Below are 16,508 nucleotides of genomic sequence, written 5' to 3' on the forward strand. Positions count from 1 at the left end.
ATTTTTGAAAGGAAATTTTATGAAGCTCAAAAAAATTGGCGTTTTAGCTGCAGGTTTAATTGTTGCTGGAGTTGCAGTGGCTACTTCCGCATGTTCAGCAGGCTCAAGTTCAAATGGTGGAAAGATCGTTGTTTCAACTTTTGGTCTTTCTACTAAGCAAATGCAAAACGATGTTTTAAAGCCTTTTACCAAAGAAAATGGCGTTAAGGTATCAACTCAATTTGGCGATAGCTCGACTCGATTGACGCAAATTCAACACAATCCTAATTCAGGCGTTGATGTAATTGAATTAGCTCAAAACAATGCAGTAACTGGCGCTAAGAAGAAACTTTTTGCCAAACTTGATTTCAGCAAATTGAAGAACTTCAAATATTTATCTAGTGCGCAACAAAAGTTGGCAAAGCAAACAAACTCTGTTCCTTATACTTTAAATAGTATCGGGATTGTTTATAACCCAAAAAAGGTAAATCTCAAGGAATGGAATCAATTATGGGATAAAAATCTAAAAGGAAAGATTGCAATTCCAGACATCACTACTACTTTTGGCCCAGCTATGCTTTACTTAGCAGGTGACCATGCCAAAACAGCCGTAACTAGTGATAATGGCGCTGCAGCTTTTAAGGCCTTGAAAGAATTGAAGCCTAATGTAGTTAAGACTTATGCTCAAAGCTCTGACTTAAGCAATATGTTTAAGACGGGTGAAATTGAAGCAGCAGTTGTTGGTGATTATGCAGTAGGGATGCTTCAAGCAACTAATCCAAATTTGAAATATGTAGTGCCAGCATCTGGAACTTATGCTAACTATGACAATGTAGCTATTTTGAAGAATAGCAAGAATAAGGATGCTGCTTACAAGTATATTGATTTCCGTTTGAGTCAAAAGATTCAAAAGAAGGTTGCAGGTGCCAAGTCACTAAACAACGCCCCTGTAAATACAGCGGTAAAATTGACTGATAGTGAAGCTGCTAATAAAACCTATGGTGATGTTGCCAAGAGAGCAAAGACAATTGATTTCTTCTATGTAAATGACCATATGTCTTCATGGATTAATCAATGGAATAAGATTATGAATCAATAGTTATTAAAGGGGTTGGCAATAGTCGCCCCTTTCTTTATAGGTGAGATTATGACCAAGGTAGATTTATTAATAACAAATGCCAACGTGTTCAATGTTTTTCTGCGAAAATTTGAACAGGTTACTGTGTCAGTTAAGGATGGCAAGTTTTATTGGATTGATCGAGAATTACCAAATATTGAAGCCAAAACGGTGATCGATTTATCTGGAAAATATCTTATTCCAGGATTGATTGATGCTCATATGCATATTGATAGTTCGATGACTACTCCAGAAATTATGGGTAAAACTATTGGCAAATATGGAACTACAACTATCGTAGCTGATGACCATGAAATTACAAATGTTGCTGGAATAGCTGGACTAAAGAACTTTATCAATCAACCATCGCCGATAGATATTTTCTTTGGTATACCTTCATCAGTCCCTTCAACAAGTGAAGCACTGGAAACAACAGGTGGAAAAATTGGTGTTCATGAAGTTGAAGAGTTGCTAAAAGATCCTAGATTTATTTGTCTAGGTGAGGTAATGAACTTTAAAGAGATGACGGCAGAAGGGCCAACTTTGATCAAAGATATTATTAATACCTGCCAAAAAATTCGACCTACAATGCCACTAGAAGGACATGTTCCAGCCTATTGCGGAGAAGACTTAGCAAAAGTTATTTTTTCAGGTGTAACAACAGACCATACTCAGCAAACGGCTGCTTTAGTTGATGAAAAGATCCGTAATGGAATGTTTGTTGAGCTTCAGCTTAAATCCATGCATCAAGAAGTGCTAGATACCATTATCAATCATCAATATTTTGAGCATGTAGCCTTAGTTACGGATGACTCTATGCCAGATCTTTTACTTACTAGTCATTTGAATGCTTTAGTCGAAAAAGCTATTGCAATGGGGATGAAACCAGAGGACGCAATTTATATTTCTACTTATACACCTGCTCGGCATATGGGATTATGGGATCGTGGAGCAATTGCGCCAGGAAGAGTGGCTGATTTTGTTGTTTTGGACAATCTTGAAAAGTTTGCAATTTCTAAAGTTTACAAAAATGGCCAACCATTTTTGACAGACTATCAAGAAGCAGATTATGAATTTTTACCAGAATTAAGACATTCAGTTATTGCGACTAAATTATCTGAAAAAGATTTAGAATTAACCACCAACTTAGTCCAAAATGGGGCAGTTTTAGCTAATGTCATGCAACTTAATGAAGTGGGCACATTTACCAACTACGTACAGAAAAAAGTTGAAGTTAAGGATCACAAAGTTCTATGGAAACAAGCAGGCCTGGCGTTAATTCTGGTTCAAGAGCGCTATGGAAAGTCTGATGGACGGCAATACCAATTAGGATTGGTGGATCGTGCTATTAGTGGAGATGGCGCAGTGGGAGCTACTTGGGCGCATGATCATCATAATTTGATGGTGATGGGTACCAACATTTCAGGCATGATTAAAATCCAGCATAAACTGATTAACCAGCAAGGCGGCTACATTGCTGCCAAAGGGGATACGATTGTTGCAAATGCTCCACTAGCAATTGGGGGAGTTGTTAGTGATCAACCAATTGAAGTATTAGGTAAACAAATTGGCGAAATTAGACAAACGATGAGAGATTTGGGATACAAAAATACTAATGAAATTATGTCCTTTTCAACTTTATCGCTATTAGTTTCGCCAAATCTAAAAATCTCAGATAAAGGTTTATTTGAGGTTAAGAGTCAAAAGAAGGTTGAACTATTTGTAGAAAAATAGAAAATCTAGCGTAGAAAATAGATAGACATTGATTCAGGTTTTTAATCAATGCCTATTTATTTTGGGCAAAAGGTATACTTTTTTCGATACAAATATTTGCTATTGAAAAGGCTTTCTTTATAATAAAAGCATAGATTTCATGATTAAATATGACAAAGGAACATTAAGGATGAGAAATTTAGCAGTTATTGACATCGGTGGCACCAGTATTAAGTTTGGTGCATGGGTTGATGAGAAGTTGGTTACTATGGATAGTGAACCAACACCTGATAATCTTGATGATTTTTATGATGTATTAAAGATTAAAGTTGAAAAAATCAAGAATATATATGGTGATATTAGTGGCGTTGCCATTAGCTCTCCTGGTGCAGTTAATAAGTCAGCAGGGCGCATAGATGGTGCAAGTGCTATTCCATATATTCATGGATTTCCTATTTTTGATAAATTAGAAGCATTATTTGGTTTGCCTGTAAGTGTTGAAAATGATGCTAACTGCGCCGCACTAGCTGAAGTTGCTTACGGAGCTGGAAAAGATAACCAGAATATTCTTTTCTTAGTTTTAGGAACAGGAGTCGGCGGAGCTATTATCATCAATCGAAAGATTTTTCATGGTAGTCATCTCTACGGTGGTGAATTTGGTTTTATGCAGGTAAATGACCACGAAACCTTGAGTGAAGCATGTTCACCAGTCAATTTGGCGCGGAAGTATAATGAAATTACGGATGAGGATTTAACTGGCAAGGAAGTATTTGATCTTGCAGATCAAGGCAATCAGCTTGCACATGATTTGCGTGAAAAAATGTTAGAATCTCTTGCAGTTGCAATTTATAATCTACAATATTCTTATGATCCTGAAAAATTTATTTTGGGTGGCGGAGTATCCAATAATCCACGATTGCTACCACTTTTGCGTGAAAAAATACAACAAGTTACAGCTCGAGTATCCATTGCAGACATTGAACCTAAGGTTGAATTATGTAAATTTAGAAGCGATGCCAATCTTTATGGCGCAGTAGTTGATTTTTTGCAAGAACATGAATAAGTATACTGTTATAGTGAATGAACCAATGATGTATGATATGCCAATCGTATTTAACTCAGTTTATGCAATTCCATTTGTTTTAACGCCAATGGTAGCTACTACTTTAGCTTATATCGCAACTTCTTTGCACTGAGTAAATTCAACTTACATCATCATTCCATGGGGCACTCCTCCAGTAATTTCTGGTTACTTAGCAACTGGTGGCGATATTGAAAAAAGATAAGTAAAACTAGATCTCCCCTCTAGCTAAAATACCCAGGCAATCGATTTGATTACCTGGGTATTTGCTTATAAAAGTTTTATATCTACTTAGTCAAAAAGTTGACAACTCTATCATAAACTTCGGCTCTATTTTGATGCAGTCCATGGTCGCTTTCAGGAACAAGGTGATATTCACAGTTATCCAAAACAGCTTCAAAGTGGCGGCTTGCATATGGATTTACAATCTTGTCATTTTCACTATGCAAGGCTAGAACTGGACCATGAAATACCTTAGCTGTTTCGTAAACGTTGATAAATTTCGCCGTTCTGAAGTACCAGCCATTCAACTGAAAATCTTTGAAATCAAGCTTTTCAGGGACGTTATTTGGATCATAGTCAACGCCCATGCAAGTGCCGATCTTTGCATCATCGACTAAGGCAGCTGCTGGAGACATAATAACCAACTTATCAACCAGATCATTGTAGTAGCCTGCCATCATTGAAGAAACAACGCCGCCTTGAGAGTGACCGATTAAATAAAGATGATCTCTTCCTTCAAGCTGAAGGGCATAGTTCATAATTGCTTGATAGTCTTCTAGCTCATTGAAAATTGACATATTGTCAAGCATTCCATCGCTAAGGCCATGTCCATTAAAGTCGAATCTAATTGTAGCTAAGCCTTTTTTCTGCAATAGAACTGGAAGTAGGTCATTTACTTTTGGATCCATCATACCGATAAAGCCGTAAGCTAGGATTACGACATCATATTTTTCAGTATTTGGAATTGACACTTTAGCTGCTAACTTCAAGCCATCTCGCATAATTATAATATCTTTTTCTGACATTTTACCTACCTCGTATATTACTAATGATTTTTACTATCGCGTTTAACTAATAGTGCTAATGCAGTACTTAAAACCATATTGGCAACATTCAATAAAAGGATGTATTTAGGAGCTGCATTGCCTGCGATTGCCGTAATCCAAGCTGCCATTGAAATAATGCCAAATTGAGCAAAAGCTGAAAATAGTCCCGCCCATGATTGAGTCGTAGCTTTCATGGTTGGGTATAGATTTCCCAATACAGCTGAAGTTAATTGGTAAAGACCATTAGCTGCAAAGAAACCGACGCATAGACTAGTTACATATAAAATCCATGGAGCATTGATAGCATATGCCAATAATAGGCTAGCTGCACTAATTAGTGGGTAGTAGATTAAAATATCTAATTCTTTAATGCCTTTTTTCAAAATAAATGAATTGAACAAAACAGCAATTGAGGCACCAATTGCGTAAACAGATTGCAAGGTACTTGGCTGAGCAATCCCGTATGATTTTGCAAGCTCTTGGTAAGTATTGATCCAAAGCAAAAAAGCTGCAGTGGTGGTAAAGCCCATAAAAACTAGGCAAATTGTACCAAGACTAAACGATTTTTGGACAGAATTGTTGCTATTTTTTTCATTGTTCGCAGTTTTTTGAACCTGTTTAGGGTAAGGCAGAAATGCTAAAAGTGTAGCAAGTACTAAGTAGACAATACCAGTTGACATAAAGACTACCCTAAATGGTACACCAACAAAACCACCGAGCAGAATTGCTACTGGCAAGAAGAACTGTCCTAAGTTAATTGCAAATTTTGACATTAAAGCGGCTGCTGATGAAGATTGAGGAAAAATTTCCATCAAGGTTGGAAAATTAGATGCATTCAAAAATGAATTGGAGATACCGCCAATTATAGCAATGATATAGGCAACAGTTTGATTTGGTGCAAATAAAAGCCTAATGTAGTAGATTGTCTATCCTAAGTGGCCGATCACTGCCGATGCACGCCGACCAAACTTATCTGAAATTGGCCCAGTAATCAAAGTTGATAAAATACCACCGATACCAACAGCCCCACCAACTGCTAAAACGCCAGCGATATTTGTATGCCAAATTTGTGCAAATTCTGATTTAAATTGTGCAAGTAGGGACATCCCCCAAACCCATCACAAAATATGAAAAGTAGACTGAACCAGCAGTCCCAAGATATTTATTTTTCTTATTGCTCATCTGCAACACCTTTTCTCATCAATACAAAATTAATTCCTTCACAATCTATGGTATAAATAACCGAAAGCGTTTTCTAATAGAATATACATGGGAAATGATAGAAATATTTTATTGATTATATTTTCTATATATGGCAAAGTTATTTGAATAAAACCGCACAGCTAAATTATTAGCTAAAAAATAATTACAAAAACATGTTGACAAACACCGATAACCGATTAAAATAATTATTAACAATTTAATTAACCGAAGACAAAGATAAAGAAGAGTAACCTAATCCAAGTTTTCAGCGAGTCTCGTTAGGTGCAAGGAGATAAATAAAGTTTAGGCGAAAATCACTTTTGAGTTCAACTTCTTAATTTATAGTAAGAAGGAGTGGGAGCACCCATTACAGTGCCGACGTATCGCCAGGATTACTGGCTGCACGTGTAGAGATATTGCTAGCAATAGTGATATGAAGACAGGGTGGTACCACGCTCAAGCGTCCCTCAATCAGACTTTATTCTGGTTGAGGGATTTTTTGTTTTCAAGAAAGTGAAAAAGGAGTTGTATTTATGAAAGATTCAACATCAGAGAAATTAACGTGGAAGGGATATTTAGTTGTTGCATCCCTACTATTTGGTCTATTTTTTGGTGCCGGGAACTTAATTTTTCCACTTCACCTTGGACAACTAGCTGGGAAGAATTGGCTCTTAGCTGCAGCCGGCTTTTTGGTTACCGGAGTTTTGTTGCCACTTTTATCGGTATTGGCTGTTTCAATCACTCGCTCTGAAGGAGTTTATGATATTGGTAAGCCTTTAGGTAAAGTTTTTGCAGTTGTTTTTATGGTTTTGATTCATGCGACCATTGGACCGTTGTTTGGTACTCCAAGAACAGCAACTGTTTCTTTCACCGTTGGTATTGCACCATTTGTACCACAAAATGCTGAAAAAGTATCTTTGCTCATCTTTTCAGTATTATTCTTTGCAGCAGCTTTTGCGTTTTCCTACCATCAAAACAATATCTTGTCTAATATCGGTAAGGTTTTAAATCCACTATTTTTAGGCTTGTTATTTTTGGTATTTGTTGTTGCTTTTCTTAATCCTCTAGGCAATCCTCAAGTGGCTACAGTAACTCAGGCATATCAACATTCTGCCTTAGTTAATGGCTTTTTGGAAGGTTATAATACAATGGACGCTTTAGCCGGCCTTGCATTTGGTGTTACGGTTGTTACAGCAATTAGGGGAATGGGCTTTAAGAGTTCAAAAACAATCTCCAAGGTAGTTGCTCAATCAGGTTTTGTTGGAGTATCGGCAATCGGTTTTATCTATTTGCTATTAATCTTAATGGGAGCCATGTCGCTAGGTCGCTTTTCAGTATCTGACAATGGCGGCGTTGCGTTTAACCAAATTGTTAATGTTTATGGCGGGGTATTTGGGCAAGCACTACTAGCATTGCTATTGACAGTTACTTGCTTGACTACAGCAGTTGGTCTAGTAGCAGCTTTTGCTCAAGACTTCCATAAACATTTTCCAAAGGTAAGCTATCATACTTGGCTTTTCCTAAGTTGTTTTTCTTCATTTCTTGCTGCTAACTTTGGCCTAGATCAAATCATCGCTTGGTCAACGCCAATGTTGATGTTCTTATACCCATTGTCAATGGTATTAATTTTGTTATCAGTATGTTCGCCACTATTTAATAAGGATAGCGTAGTTTACTTCTTTGTAATTCTATTTACAGTCGTACCAGCTTTGGGAGATATGGTTGTAGCCTTTCCAAGTGTTGTTAGTCAGAGCAGTTTCGGTCTTGCTGTAGCAAGTCTTCGAGCTCATTTGCCACTTGCTCAAATGGGCATGTCATGGCTAGTACCAGCACTTATCGGTTTAGCAATTGGCCTAGCTGTACACTATGCAAAGGGAAGAAGTATGGCTGTAAATGTAGAATCTTAAAAATTTTCAGCTAATCAAATAGAAGCCATTTATCTTTATGGCTTCTATTTTTGTATAAGTATGTCTGAAAACGATCAATCAAAATGAGATCAAATTTTCTATCTTTAAAAATTCCTAGATAAAAACTATAATTTTAGTAATCCAAAAGAAAGGTTTTACCATGTTACCATGTCAAAGTACACTTTACGCTCGATTCTATTTGTCTTTGTAGCTTTTATGCTGGGATGCAATGAATACATGATTGTTGGTGTTTTGCCCGATATTGCCAAAGAATTTCATGCTTCGCTATCAAGTTTGGGTTATATCGTAACTTTATTTGCACTTGTTTATGCAATCTCAACGCCGATTATCACAAGTCTAGCGCATCATTTTAAGCGCCATCAATTATTATTTGTTCTAATTATGATTTTTTTGCTGGGAAATACTTGGACTGCGATGTCTAGCAATTATTATTCTTTGCTCTTTTCGCGAATTGTTACAGCTTGCACTGCCGGGACAATTATCTCTATTGTGCTCATTTTCGGTAATTTTATCGCTCCAATTAATAAAAGGGCTTCGCTTTTATCTTGGATTTTTGCTGGATTTAGTATTGCCTCAGTCGTTGGGGTACCACTTGGGACAATGATCAGTACTTATTTTTCTTGGCATATGAGTTTTTGGCTGATTTCTATCTTGACTGTAATTTGTCTGCTACTATTGATTGGGTTAGTGCCAAGAAATACCGATCTTAAGCGCAAAAACACCACTGAAAAAAGCAATCAATTCGCCTTGATTGCCGATCGCCGGATTCTTTATTCAGTTATTTTCGTCGTTATGGTTTGTGCAGCTCAATATACATATTACACTTACATTCGGCCATTGATCACTAATGAAATGCATTTTAGTTATTCTTGGCTAAATTGGCTACTCTTGGGGCTCGGTTTAGCCTCAATTATTGGGAATAAAGTCGGAGGGGTAATTGCAGACAAGGGTGGCATGAAGCTTTTGCCTTACATTTACTCTGGAATGACTTTGACTTTGATTTTGCTAAGTGTGTTCATTCATTTCAGCTGGTTAGCTTATGTGCTTGCATTTTTGCTGTCGAGTTTTATTTCAGCTTATGGTGCATCTACGCAAGTATTTTTCCTTGATGTGGCAAGCCAAGACTATCCACAGTCGCTTGATTTGGCTTCATCGCTGAACTCAATTTTTGCCAATGTAGGAATTTCGCTTGGATCCTTCACAGCAGCGCAAGTTGCGGGAGTTACCTCGATTACTACCACGGGATATGCAGGTGCAGTTTACAGCTTGATTGGTGTAATCTGTCTAGTCGTGGTAAATAAGACTTTGAAGAAATAATTTCTATACAAAAAAGCAATAGATCACGACAATTAGTGATTCATTGCTTTTAGTTTGGAGTATTATTTTTGACGTTTTACTTCAAGCTTGCGAAGAAGGGGCAAAATAAATCCTGTTCCGAATAGGAATAAAACAACAATAATGTTCATCCATAATTGATGGAACCAGGTAGCAGTTCCGAATTTTCCATTTTGTGGCAAAAAGGCCATCGTGGCACAAATGAAGGTTAGAAGGAAGCACCACCAACCAACTGCCAAGGCACCTTTACGGTTCTTGATGAAGACAAATTCATTTTTGCTGAATTGCTTCTTGTTATATCTCATGATTAGGAAGCATAGGAAGACAACGGAGGTCTTGTAAGGCGAAACGATGGTGTTGATGTTCAATAACCAGTTAACGAAGTCATTGATTTGAGGTAAGGTACCACCTAAGATAACTAGGAATAGGGTCGTACCTGCTGTAAAAATGTAACTGTTAATTGGGCGACCATTCTTGTTCTTCTTCAATAACCAACTTGGCATGTAGTTAATTGCAGTATCAGAAGCAAGGAAACGACTAGCTGCATCGATTAAAGCTGCGATTTGTGCTAGCAAACTGACCAAACATACTAGTGAGTAAGCTAACATTAAGCTGTTACCCATGCCGGCTTCTTGACTCAATAATTGGAAGGCGTAGTAGTCACCGTTCATCTTGAAGTCGTTAGGGATGTGTTTTGCATCAAACAATACTGCTAAACCTAATGTTTCTAAAATTACCATTAAAGCAGTAACAAAGAATAATAACCACATAGTTCTTGGGAATTCTTTGCGGGGATGCTTTAAGCGAGAGATGTATGGCGCAACTAGTTCGGCACCAGACATGGCAAAGATCAACATGCTGGCACTTGAGAAGTAGTGTAAGTCAAGGTGTGGCTTAATGTTATCCCAAGTAAGCTTAGTTGCAATATGTCCGCCGTGAGTCAATGACCAAACGATCATGCCAAAGAATACAATCGTCATCACAACCATTGCAATTCCACTCCATAAAGAAGTAGCGTCTAGCGCATCTTTAACCGTATTGTCAAAGATCAAAAATAGCAAGATGATCAAGAAAGTAATCAAACTAAAGACCATTGGTGACATACGGTCTCCCAGGGATCGGTCTCCTAGGATAACCCATGAAATTGAAACTACAACTGAACTAGCACAGTCAATCAAATAAGGAATGGTCTGAGCCCAATACATCCAAGCAGTTGCATAACCCAAAAAATCGCTCCCAGTTCCGCGTCTGATCCAGGATGCCATACCACCTTCTTCTTCTCCGGCATATACAGAACCAAGTTCTGTGGCAATCATAGTGTATGGCAATTGGTAAAACAGCAACATGATGATCCATAATACCAAAACAAATAGTCCATATTCTTGGTAAGGATAGAATGGATCTTCAAAACTAATAACGGTGATGTAGACGAACATCGAGAGGGTTATCCAACCCATATAATTATTTTTACTTTTTTCCTCAGTCATTTTTTCTCCTCTTATCACTAATATTTAGACCATTGGTGATACTAAGACGAAGGCGACTTGTTTTTTCTTTTTAAAAATCTATCTAGTAAATACATACTTTGTCCTTTTTTACTCCGAAGGTTATTTTATAGAAAATAAAACTACAATACCAGAGTTTTTACAATGTATAATTTACTTATCAAGGATATGAAGGGAAAAATACCGATGCATTATTTAAAGATTGCAGCAAGAAAAGAGCTATTGCCATTTTTACCTAAAAATTGGCCGGCAATAGAATTAGAGGAAAAGCTTAATGGTGCGGACCTAGCGGCAGTTGTCATCAAAGAAGGTGACAACCGAGCACGAGCTATGCACAACTTGTGGACGACAGAGTTGAGGCTGGATGTGCCTTTAATTGTTTACGATGAAAAAAAGAACATGACTGAGCTGATTGATCGATTAGCCAGCAAATATGAACTAAAAGTTGTCCCAGAATTTCTACGTGATTTGACTGCTTTTGCGGACCAGGATGATTTAATTTTGAGTACGCCTGGTCACCACAACGGCCATTTCTATGATCGCCATCCAGCTGGAGCGGTGATGAAACAATTTTTTGGCGAAAATCTCTTCAGAGCTGATGTTTCTGATAGTGTAGCAGAGCTTGGCGACATGATGACCCATGAAGGTGGCCCGCTTGAAGCTGAAAAAGAAGCCGCTAAAGCTTATCATGCCGATAAAGTTTACTTCTGCACCAACGGTACCACTAGCGCCAATACAATCTGTAGTGCAGCTGCTTTGACTGAAGGAGATTTAGTTTTATTTGATCGCAACAACCATAAAAGTCTTTACAATAGTGCCTTAGTGATGACAGGTGCACGGCCAGTTTATTTGCCAACTGATCGAAATGCCGATGGACAAATTGGACCAGTAGTAGCTGCTAGCTTAGATGAAGACAAGATCAGGGCGGAAATTGCTAAGGTTGCGCCTGAAAAAGCTGATGTAGAGAGACCATTTAGATTAGCTGTTTTGCAGCTAGAAACTTACGATGGTATTTTTTACAATGCAAAATATTTGATTCAAAAGTTAGGAAAATTGTGCGACTATATTTTATTCGATTGTGCTTGGGGTGGGTATGAACAATTCGTTGATGTCTTGCGCGATTCGTCGCCAATGCAATTAAACTATGGACCAGATGATCCAGGAATCTTAGTCACCCAGTCAATTCATAAGCAGCAAGCTGGTATTGCTCAAGCTTCGCAAATTCTCAAAAAAGACGGCCATCTTAAGGGGCAAAAGAGATATATCGATCATAAACATTTCAACCATGCATACCTTAAATACGTGACCACTAGTTATTCTTATCCAGTTTATTCATCCCTGGTGGTGAATGCCAGAATGGCCAATTCTGCTGCTTGCCAGACTTGGTGGAGGGATGCGATCAAGCTCTCAATTGAGTTTAGAAAGAAGCTTTTGAAGAATAGTAAATTGTTCAAGCCGCTCGTTAAGCCTGTTGTTAATGGTCAAAAGTGGGAGAATATCCCAACAGATCTTTTAGCTGATGATCCAAAGGCCTGGGAGATTAAGCTTGAAGACAATTGGCATGGCTTTAAGCAGCTTGATGATGGTGAAGTAATGCTTAGTCCGCTCAAGTTGACGATTTTAAATCCTGGAGTTGATCTGGCAAATGATGAGTTTACTGATGAAGGTATTCCAGGCGTCGTGCTAGAAACCTACCTTCATGAGCAGCGCATTATTCCTGAAAAATCAGATATTTATTCGACTTTGTACCTAATCACACCTGGTGAAAGTCAAGTAGATATGGAGACGCTATATCTTGCTTTGATGGACTTTGAAAGAGCATATTTGAATAAGACTTCTTTGCAAGAGGTTATGCCTAAGCTTTTCCAAGCATATCCTGAAAGATATCAAGGTTACACTCTGTATCAACTATGTCAAGAAATTCATGAGTATTACCGGACAAATAGAATTTTTGACCTTGAAAAGAAGCTTTTTGTAAAAAATGATTTTCAAAATTATTCAATCAAACCAAGTTTGGCTGATCAAGAATTCAATAAAAATAATAGCAAGTTAGTTGGACTGGATAATTTAGTTGGTGAAATCGCCTTAGAAGGAGCTTTGCCGTACCCACCAGGTGTGTTCATCGTAGCTCCTGGCGAAGTGTGGCATCAAGACGATGTTGATTACTTCAAGTTATTGATTGGCGCTTCTAAGAAGTTCCCTGGATTTGAGCCGGAAATTCAAGGCGTGTATGAGCAAGCTGGCAAGATTGTTGGCGAAGTTTTGAATAGGAAATAAGAAAACAGCTCTCAAAAACGGAAGCGATCATCCGTTCAAGGGAGCTGTTTTTGCTATAGTTGATTATTCAAAAAATTTTTATATTCAACAACTGTAACTTGGTGTTGTTTGGCATAGGTTAAGAACTCAGAATTTGCTTCCTTGACGAAGAAATAAAGATAAGACTTGTGAATCTTAGGTACAAGTAAAGCTCGCTCTTGAAGTAGGTCAATCATACTTGAATCTAGATTACTTGCATTGCGCCACTTACATTCACCAATAATTCCTTCGGTATTGTCATAATTTGGTGCAACAATATCAATTTCTTCTTGTCTTTTTTTTATTGGATTAGGTCCCCACCAATTTGAAACATCTCTTGGTTCAATCGGTAAATCTTTAGCTTGCCATAGCCATTCTTTACAAATTTGTTCAAAACTAGGCCCCAGAAAGTTTGCTAGTTGATTAGAGATGCGCTTTTCTAAACCAGCAATTCTTCCAGAGTTGATAGCACTTTGCTGGGTAGCAATAAAAAGAAACCAAAATCTGAATAAACCATCATTAATTTGATAAATTTTTTGTTTATTGCTTGTTGAATAAATCGGCATTTTGCTCTTAAGGATACCTATTTCTATTAATTCATTTAGATATCTTACGAGGCTGCTGTTGTTATTTAAATGAGTAGCTGTAAAAATATCATTAAATCTACTTTTTCCATGAGCAATTGCAGTTAAAATCGCAAAGTAAATTTCAGGTTTGTTAAATTCTTGTTCCAATAAAGCATTAGGTTCATTAAAAAGAATAGAATCTGGATAAAGAAATAATTCTTTGATGTTTTCTGCCAGGGTTAAATTTTGATCGATACCAGTTAGATACTGTGGAATCCCGCCAGTTATGCTGTAGTATGCCAGCAAATCATCTTCATTAACTTGAGCTAGTAACTTCTTAGTGTCAAAGATTGTAAAAGGATTAATCTTAAATTGAGCGGTTCTTCTGCCATATAAGGGGCTTTTGATTCCTAATACTTGTTTTTCCATAAAAGACATCGATGATCCACATAGAATGAGCATGATATTACTATTTTGTTTATATATGTGATCAATGACAAATTGCAATTCAGAGCTAATTGCAGGATTAGACTGTGCAAAATATGGATATTCATCAAGTACTAGGATTAATTTTTGATCTAGTTGATTGGCGATATTTTGAACATATGTGAAGGCATCGCGATAGTTTGAAAAATTTTCAGGACTAGGTGTTAATTCAGGGTGATCTTTAGTAAAAGAGGCAATATCATTGGCGAATAAGTTCAAATTCTGCTGTGGAATAGTTTGGATTCCTTGCGAATAAATAACCGGCTTATCTTTGATAAATTCTCTAATCAGTGAAGTTTTTCCAACGCGTCTTCGACCATAAATAATGGCCATTTGAAAAGATGATGATTGATAAAGTCGATTAAGTCTAGATAATTCATAACTTCTAGCAACGAAAGGATAATTTTGAATCATACTTTATACCTCACTTATCTTAATTTTACTATTATTAATTATACTATAAAAAATTGTACTATTAAAAATAATAGTAACTTAAAAATGAGTGTTAGCGCAAATAAAGGGAATGCAGAACGGTTAGTTGAAAATATCATTTGTAGCGAAAAATTATTTTAACTCATGAGCAATCTCGGTAATTAATGAATTGGAATCTTTCAAATATGAAATTCCGATGCTTAATTGAAGATGGCTAGTAGGAATATGAATGAGCTTTACTTTTTTGCTCTTTTGTTTGGCAATTCTTGTAGCTATGCTTTTCATAGCAATAGTATAACCCAGTCCTTCAATGGCTAGTTGAGTAGCAGCAATTGAATCTGCGACTTTTACGACTATACTATGGTTCATAATGGCTGGTTTGATGCAGCTTTATGGAAGATTTTGCGTCAGAAGATTTTAGATCGCAAGGATAAGATCGATGTTTGGTACAATGCTCGAGGTTTGCATTTAATTCAGGATCCTATTAGCAAAACTATCAAAGGTGCGCAAATTTTAAAGACTGGCCAAAAAATCAATGTTTTTGCTAAAAAGGGTGTAATTTTGACAACGGGTGGTTTTGAAAATAATAAAGAAATGGTTCAAAACTACTTAGGCGCATCAAAATTATCTCCATTGGGTAGTATTTATAATAAGGGTGATGGAATTAAGATAGCTCAAGAAGTTGGTGCCAAGTTATGGCATATGCATAACTATGAGTCATTGGGCCTACTTCATGGTTTGTCTTTCGATACTCCAGAAGGAGAACGCTCGGAACTAATTCTGTCATTCCCAGGATTGAACAACGGTAGTGTATTCATGATTGCAGATGACGGCAAGCGCTACTTCAATGAAACAGAATCTAACCGTCATGGTCACATCTTTAGTCATAGTATGTGGAGAATTCCACGGACAAATGAAAAGCCATATATCATTTTTGATCAAAAGCAATACGAGTATATTCAAGATAATCCGATTCCATATGATCAATTCAATGAAAAATTAGTCAAGGCAGATACAATTTCTGAATTAGCTGAAAAGATTGGCGTTAGTGCAACTGGACTTGAAGAACAGGTGGCTTTGTTCAACCAAGAAGCAAATGATGGTAGGGATGTACAATTTGGCCGTGATTCTAAGACCATGAAGGCCTTTAGCGAGGGTCCATACTATGCTATCAAGATGATGTACAATGTTCTGAATACTCAAGGTGGACCACAACGAAACGTTAAGGCAGAAATTTTGAATGTAAATGATGAGCCAATTCCACATTTGTATGGAGCTGGTGAATTAGGTGGTATCTGCGCTAACCAATACCAAGGTGGTGGAAACTTGGCTGAGTGCTTAATTTGGGGTAAGATTGCCGGAGAACAAGCAGCAGCTAACGAATCCTTGGATGAAACAGCATCTGATAAGTACAATGGAATCAACGAACTAGTTGATGGAAATAAAGTTGATGATATTGAACTTGGAAAAGATCAATATCTTGGCTCTTCTGAAGCTGGTATTGGTGGAAAATTAGTGGTTAGAGTCACATATTCTGACAATGCGATCAAGAAGGTAGAAGTAGTTCAAGATCACGAAAGTGAAGACGTTGGTAAGAGAGCCCTTGAGTTGATTCCACAAAGAATTGTTGAGAAAAACTCGGTTGATGTTGATGCAATATCAGGTGCATCGGCAACAAGTCGAGCAATTAAAGAAGCAGTCAAGGATGCCATTGAAAATAGATAAATAATAGTTTCTGATAAGCATTGAGTGATAAAATCAGTGCTTATTTTTTTGCCTAAAATCTTAAGAAATGGTAAAGACGCAAATCTTAAAAATT

The 16,508-nt window shown here is 37.2% G+C and carries 14 protein-coding genes and 1 other annotated feature; of the genes, 8 read left to right on the top strand and 6 right to left on the bottom strand.

Annotated elements, in window-relative coordinates; translation table 11 throughout:
* Window positions 1-19: 19 nt before the first annotated feature.
* From BN53_RS01425 to BN53_RS09745, 4 genes are all read left to right on the top strand, one after another.
* Window positions 20-1,078: an ABC transporter substrate-binding protein gene (locus BN53_RS01425; RefSeq protein ID WP_009559100.1), complete on the top strand. Its 1,059-nt coding sequence runs from the start codon at window positions 20-22 to the stop codon at window positions 1,076-1,078.
* Between the two features lie 48 nt (window positions 1,079-1,126).
* Window positions 1,127-2,830 carry an adenine deaminase C-terminal domain-containing protein gene (locus BN53_RS01430; RefSeq protein WP_009559101.1) on the top strand — a complete coding sequence of 568 codons (1,704 nt, stop codon included), beginning with the start codon at window positions 1,127-1,129 and terminating at the stop codon, window positions 2,828-2,830.
* Window positions 2,831-2,969: 139 nt separating this feature from the next.
* Window positions 2,970-3,872, top strand: coding sequence for an ROK family protein (locus BN53_RS01435; protein ID WP_009559102.1), 903 nt, complete (start codon window positions 2,970-2,972; stop codon window positions 3,870-3,872).
* Entirely contained in the window at window positions 3,865-4,005 is a 141-nt protein-coding gene (locus BN53_RS09745; protein WP_009559103.1) for a Protein of unknown function, read from the top strand. Before BN53_RS01435 ends, BN53_RS09745 begins: the two co-directional genes overlap by 8 nt.
* Before the next feature lie 172 nt (window positions 4,006-4,177).
* Here BN53_RS09745 and BN53_RS01440 read toward each other — a convergent pair whose 3' ends face one another.
* The 3 genes from BN53_RS01440 to BN53_RS09810 are packed head-to-tail and all read right to left on the bottom strand — an operon-like array spanning window position 4,178 to window position 6,045.
* Window positions 4,178-4,918 carry an alpha/beta hydrolase gene (locus BN53_RS01440; RefSeq protein WP_009559104.1) on the bottom strand — a complete coding sequence of 247 codons (741 nt, stop codon included), beginning with the start codon at window positions 4,916-4,918 and terminating at the stop codon, window positions 4,178-4,180.
* Between the two features lie 20 nt (window positions 4,919-4,938).
* Window positions 4,939-5,862: an MFS transporter gene (locus BN53_RS01445; RefSeq protein WP_337466317.1), complete on the bottom strand. Its 924-nt coding sequence runs from the start codon at window positions 5,860-5,862 to the stop codon at window positions 4,939-4,941.
* Between the two features lie 3 nt (window positions 5,863-5,865).
* Window positions 5,866-6,045 (bottom strand): hypothetical protein, encoded by a 180-nt coding sequence (locus BN53_RS09810; RefSeq protein WP_009559106.1) that lies wholly within the window; start codon window positions 6,043-6,045, stop codon window positions 5,866-5,868.
* Between the two features lie 322 nt (window positions 6,046-6,367).
* Window positions 6,368-6,613, top strand: a binding site (T-box leader).
* A gap of 62 nt (window positions 6,614-6,675) precedes the next feature.
* Between BN53_RS09810 and brnQ the strand changes: the two genes are divergently transcribed.
* The gene (gene brnQ, locus BN53_RS01450) at window positions 6,676-8,049 is read left to right on the top strand and encodes a branched-chain amino acid transport system II carrier protein (RefSeq protein ID WP_009559108.1); all 1,374 of its coding nucleotides are present in this window, start codon (window positions 6,676-6,678) and stop codon (window positions 8,047-8,049) included.
* 168 nt (window positions 8,050-8,217) lie between these two features.
* Window positions 8,218-9,387, top strand: a complete 1,170-nt coding sequence (locus BN53_RS01455) for an MFS transporter (protein WP_040537247.1) — start codon at window positions 8,218-8,220, stop codon at window positions 9,385-9,387.
* A gap of 62 nt (window positions 9,388-9,449) precedes the next feature.
* Here BN53_RS01455 and BN53_RS01460 read toward each other — a convergent pair whose 3' ends face one another.
* Entirely contained in the window at window positions 9,450-10,892 is a 1,443-nt protein-coding gene (locus BN53_RS01460) for an APC family permease (RefSeq protein ID WP_009559110.1), read from the bottom strand.
* A gap of 204 nt (window positions 10,893-11,096) precedes the next feature.
* Here BN53_RS01460 and BN53_RS01465 point away from each other — a divergent pair, with 204 nt between their 5' ends.
* Window positions 11,097-13,187 carry a putative ornithine decarboxylase gene (locus tag BN53_RS01465; RefSeq protein WP_009559111.1) on the top strand — a complete coding sequence of 697 codons (2,091 nt, stop codon included), beginning with the start codon at window positions 11,097-11,099 and terminating at the stop codon, window positions 13,185-13,187.
* Between the two features lie 53 nt (window positions 13,188-13,240).
* On the opposite strand, the gene BN53_RS01470 is transcribed toward BN53_RS01465, so the two are convergent.
* Window positions 13,241-14,671, bottom strand: coding sequence for an ATP-binding protein (locus BN53_RS01470; RefSeq protein WP_009559112.1), 1,431 nt, complete (start codon window positions 14,669-14,671; stop codon window positions 13,241-13,243).
* A gap of 150 nt (window positions 14,672-14,821) precedes the next feature.
* Window positions 14,822-15,058 (bottom strand): hypothetical protein, encoded by a 237-nt coding sequence (locus BN53_RS01475; RefSeq protein WP_040537248.1) that lies wholly within the window; start codon window positions 15,056-15,058, stop codon window positions 14,822-14,824.
* On the opposite strand from BN53_RS01475, the gene BN53_RS01480 reads away from it, so the two are divergent.
* A complete protein-coding gene (locus tag BN53_RS01480; RefSeq protein ID WP_009559114.1) occupies window positions 15,050-16,414 on the top strand; it encodes an FAD-binding protein in 1,365 nt (454 codons plus the stop codon). The genes BN53_RS01475 and BN53_RS01480 overlap by 9 nt on opposite strands.
* Window positions 16,415-16,508: the final 94 nt, after the last annotated feature.

It is taken from the genome of Lactobacillus pasteurii DSM 23907 = CRBIP 24.76 (genome assembly GCF_000297025.1).
In the GTDB taxonomy this organism is placed as follows: Bacteria; Bacillota; Bacilli; order Lactobacillales; family Lactobacillaceae; genus Lactobacillus; species Lactobacillus pasteurii.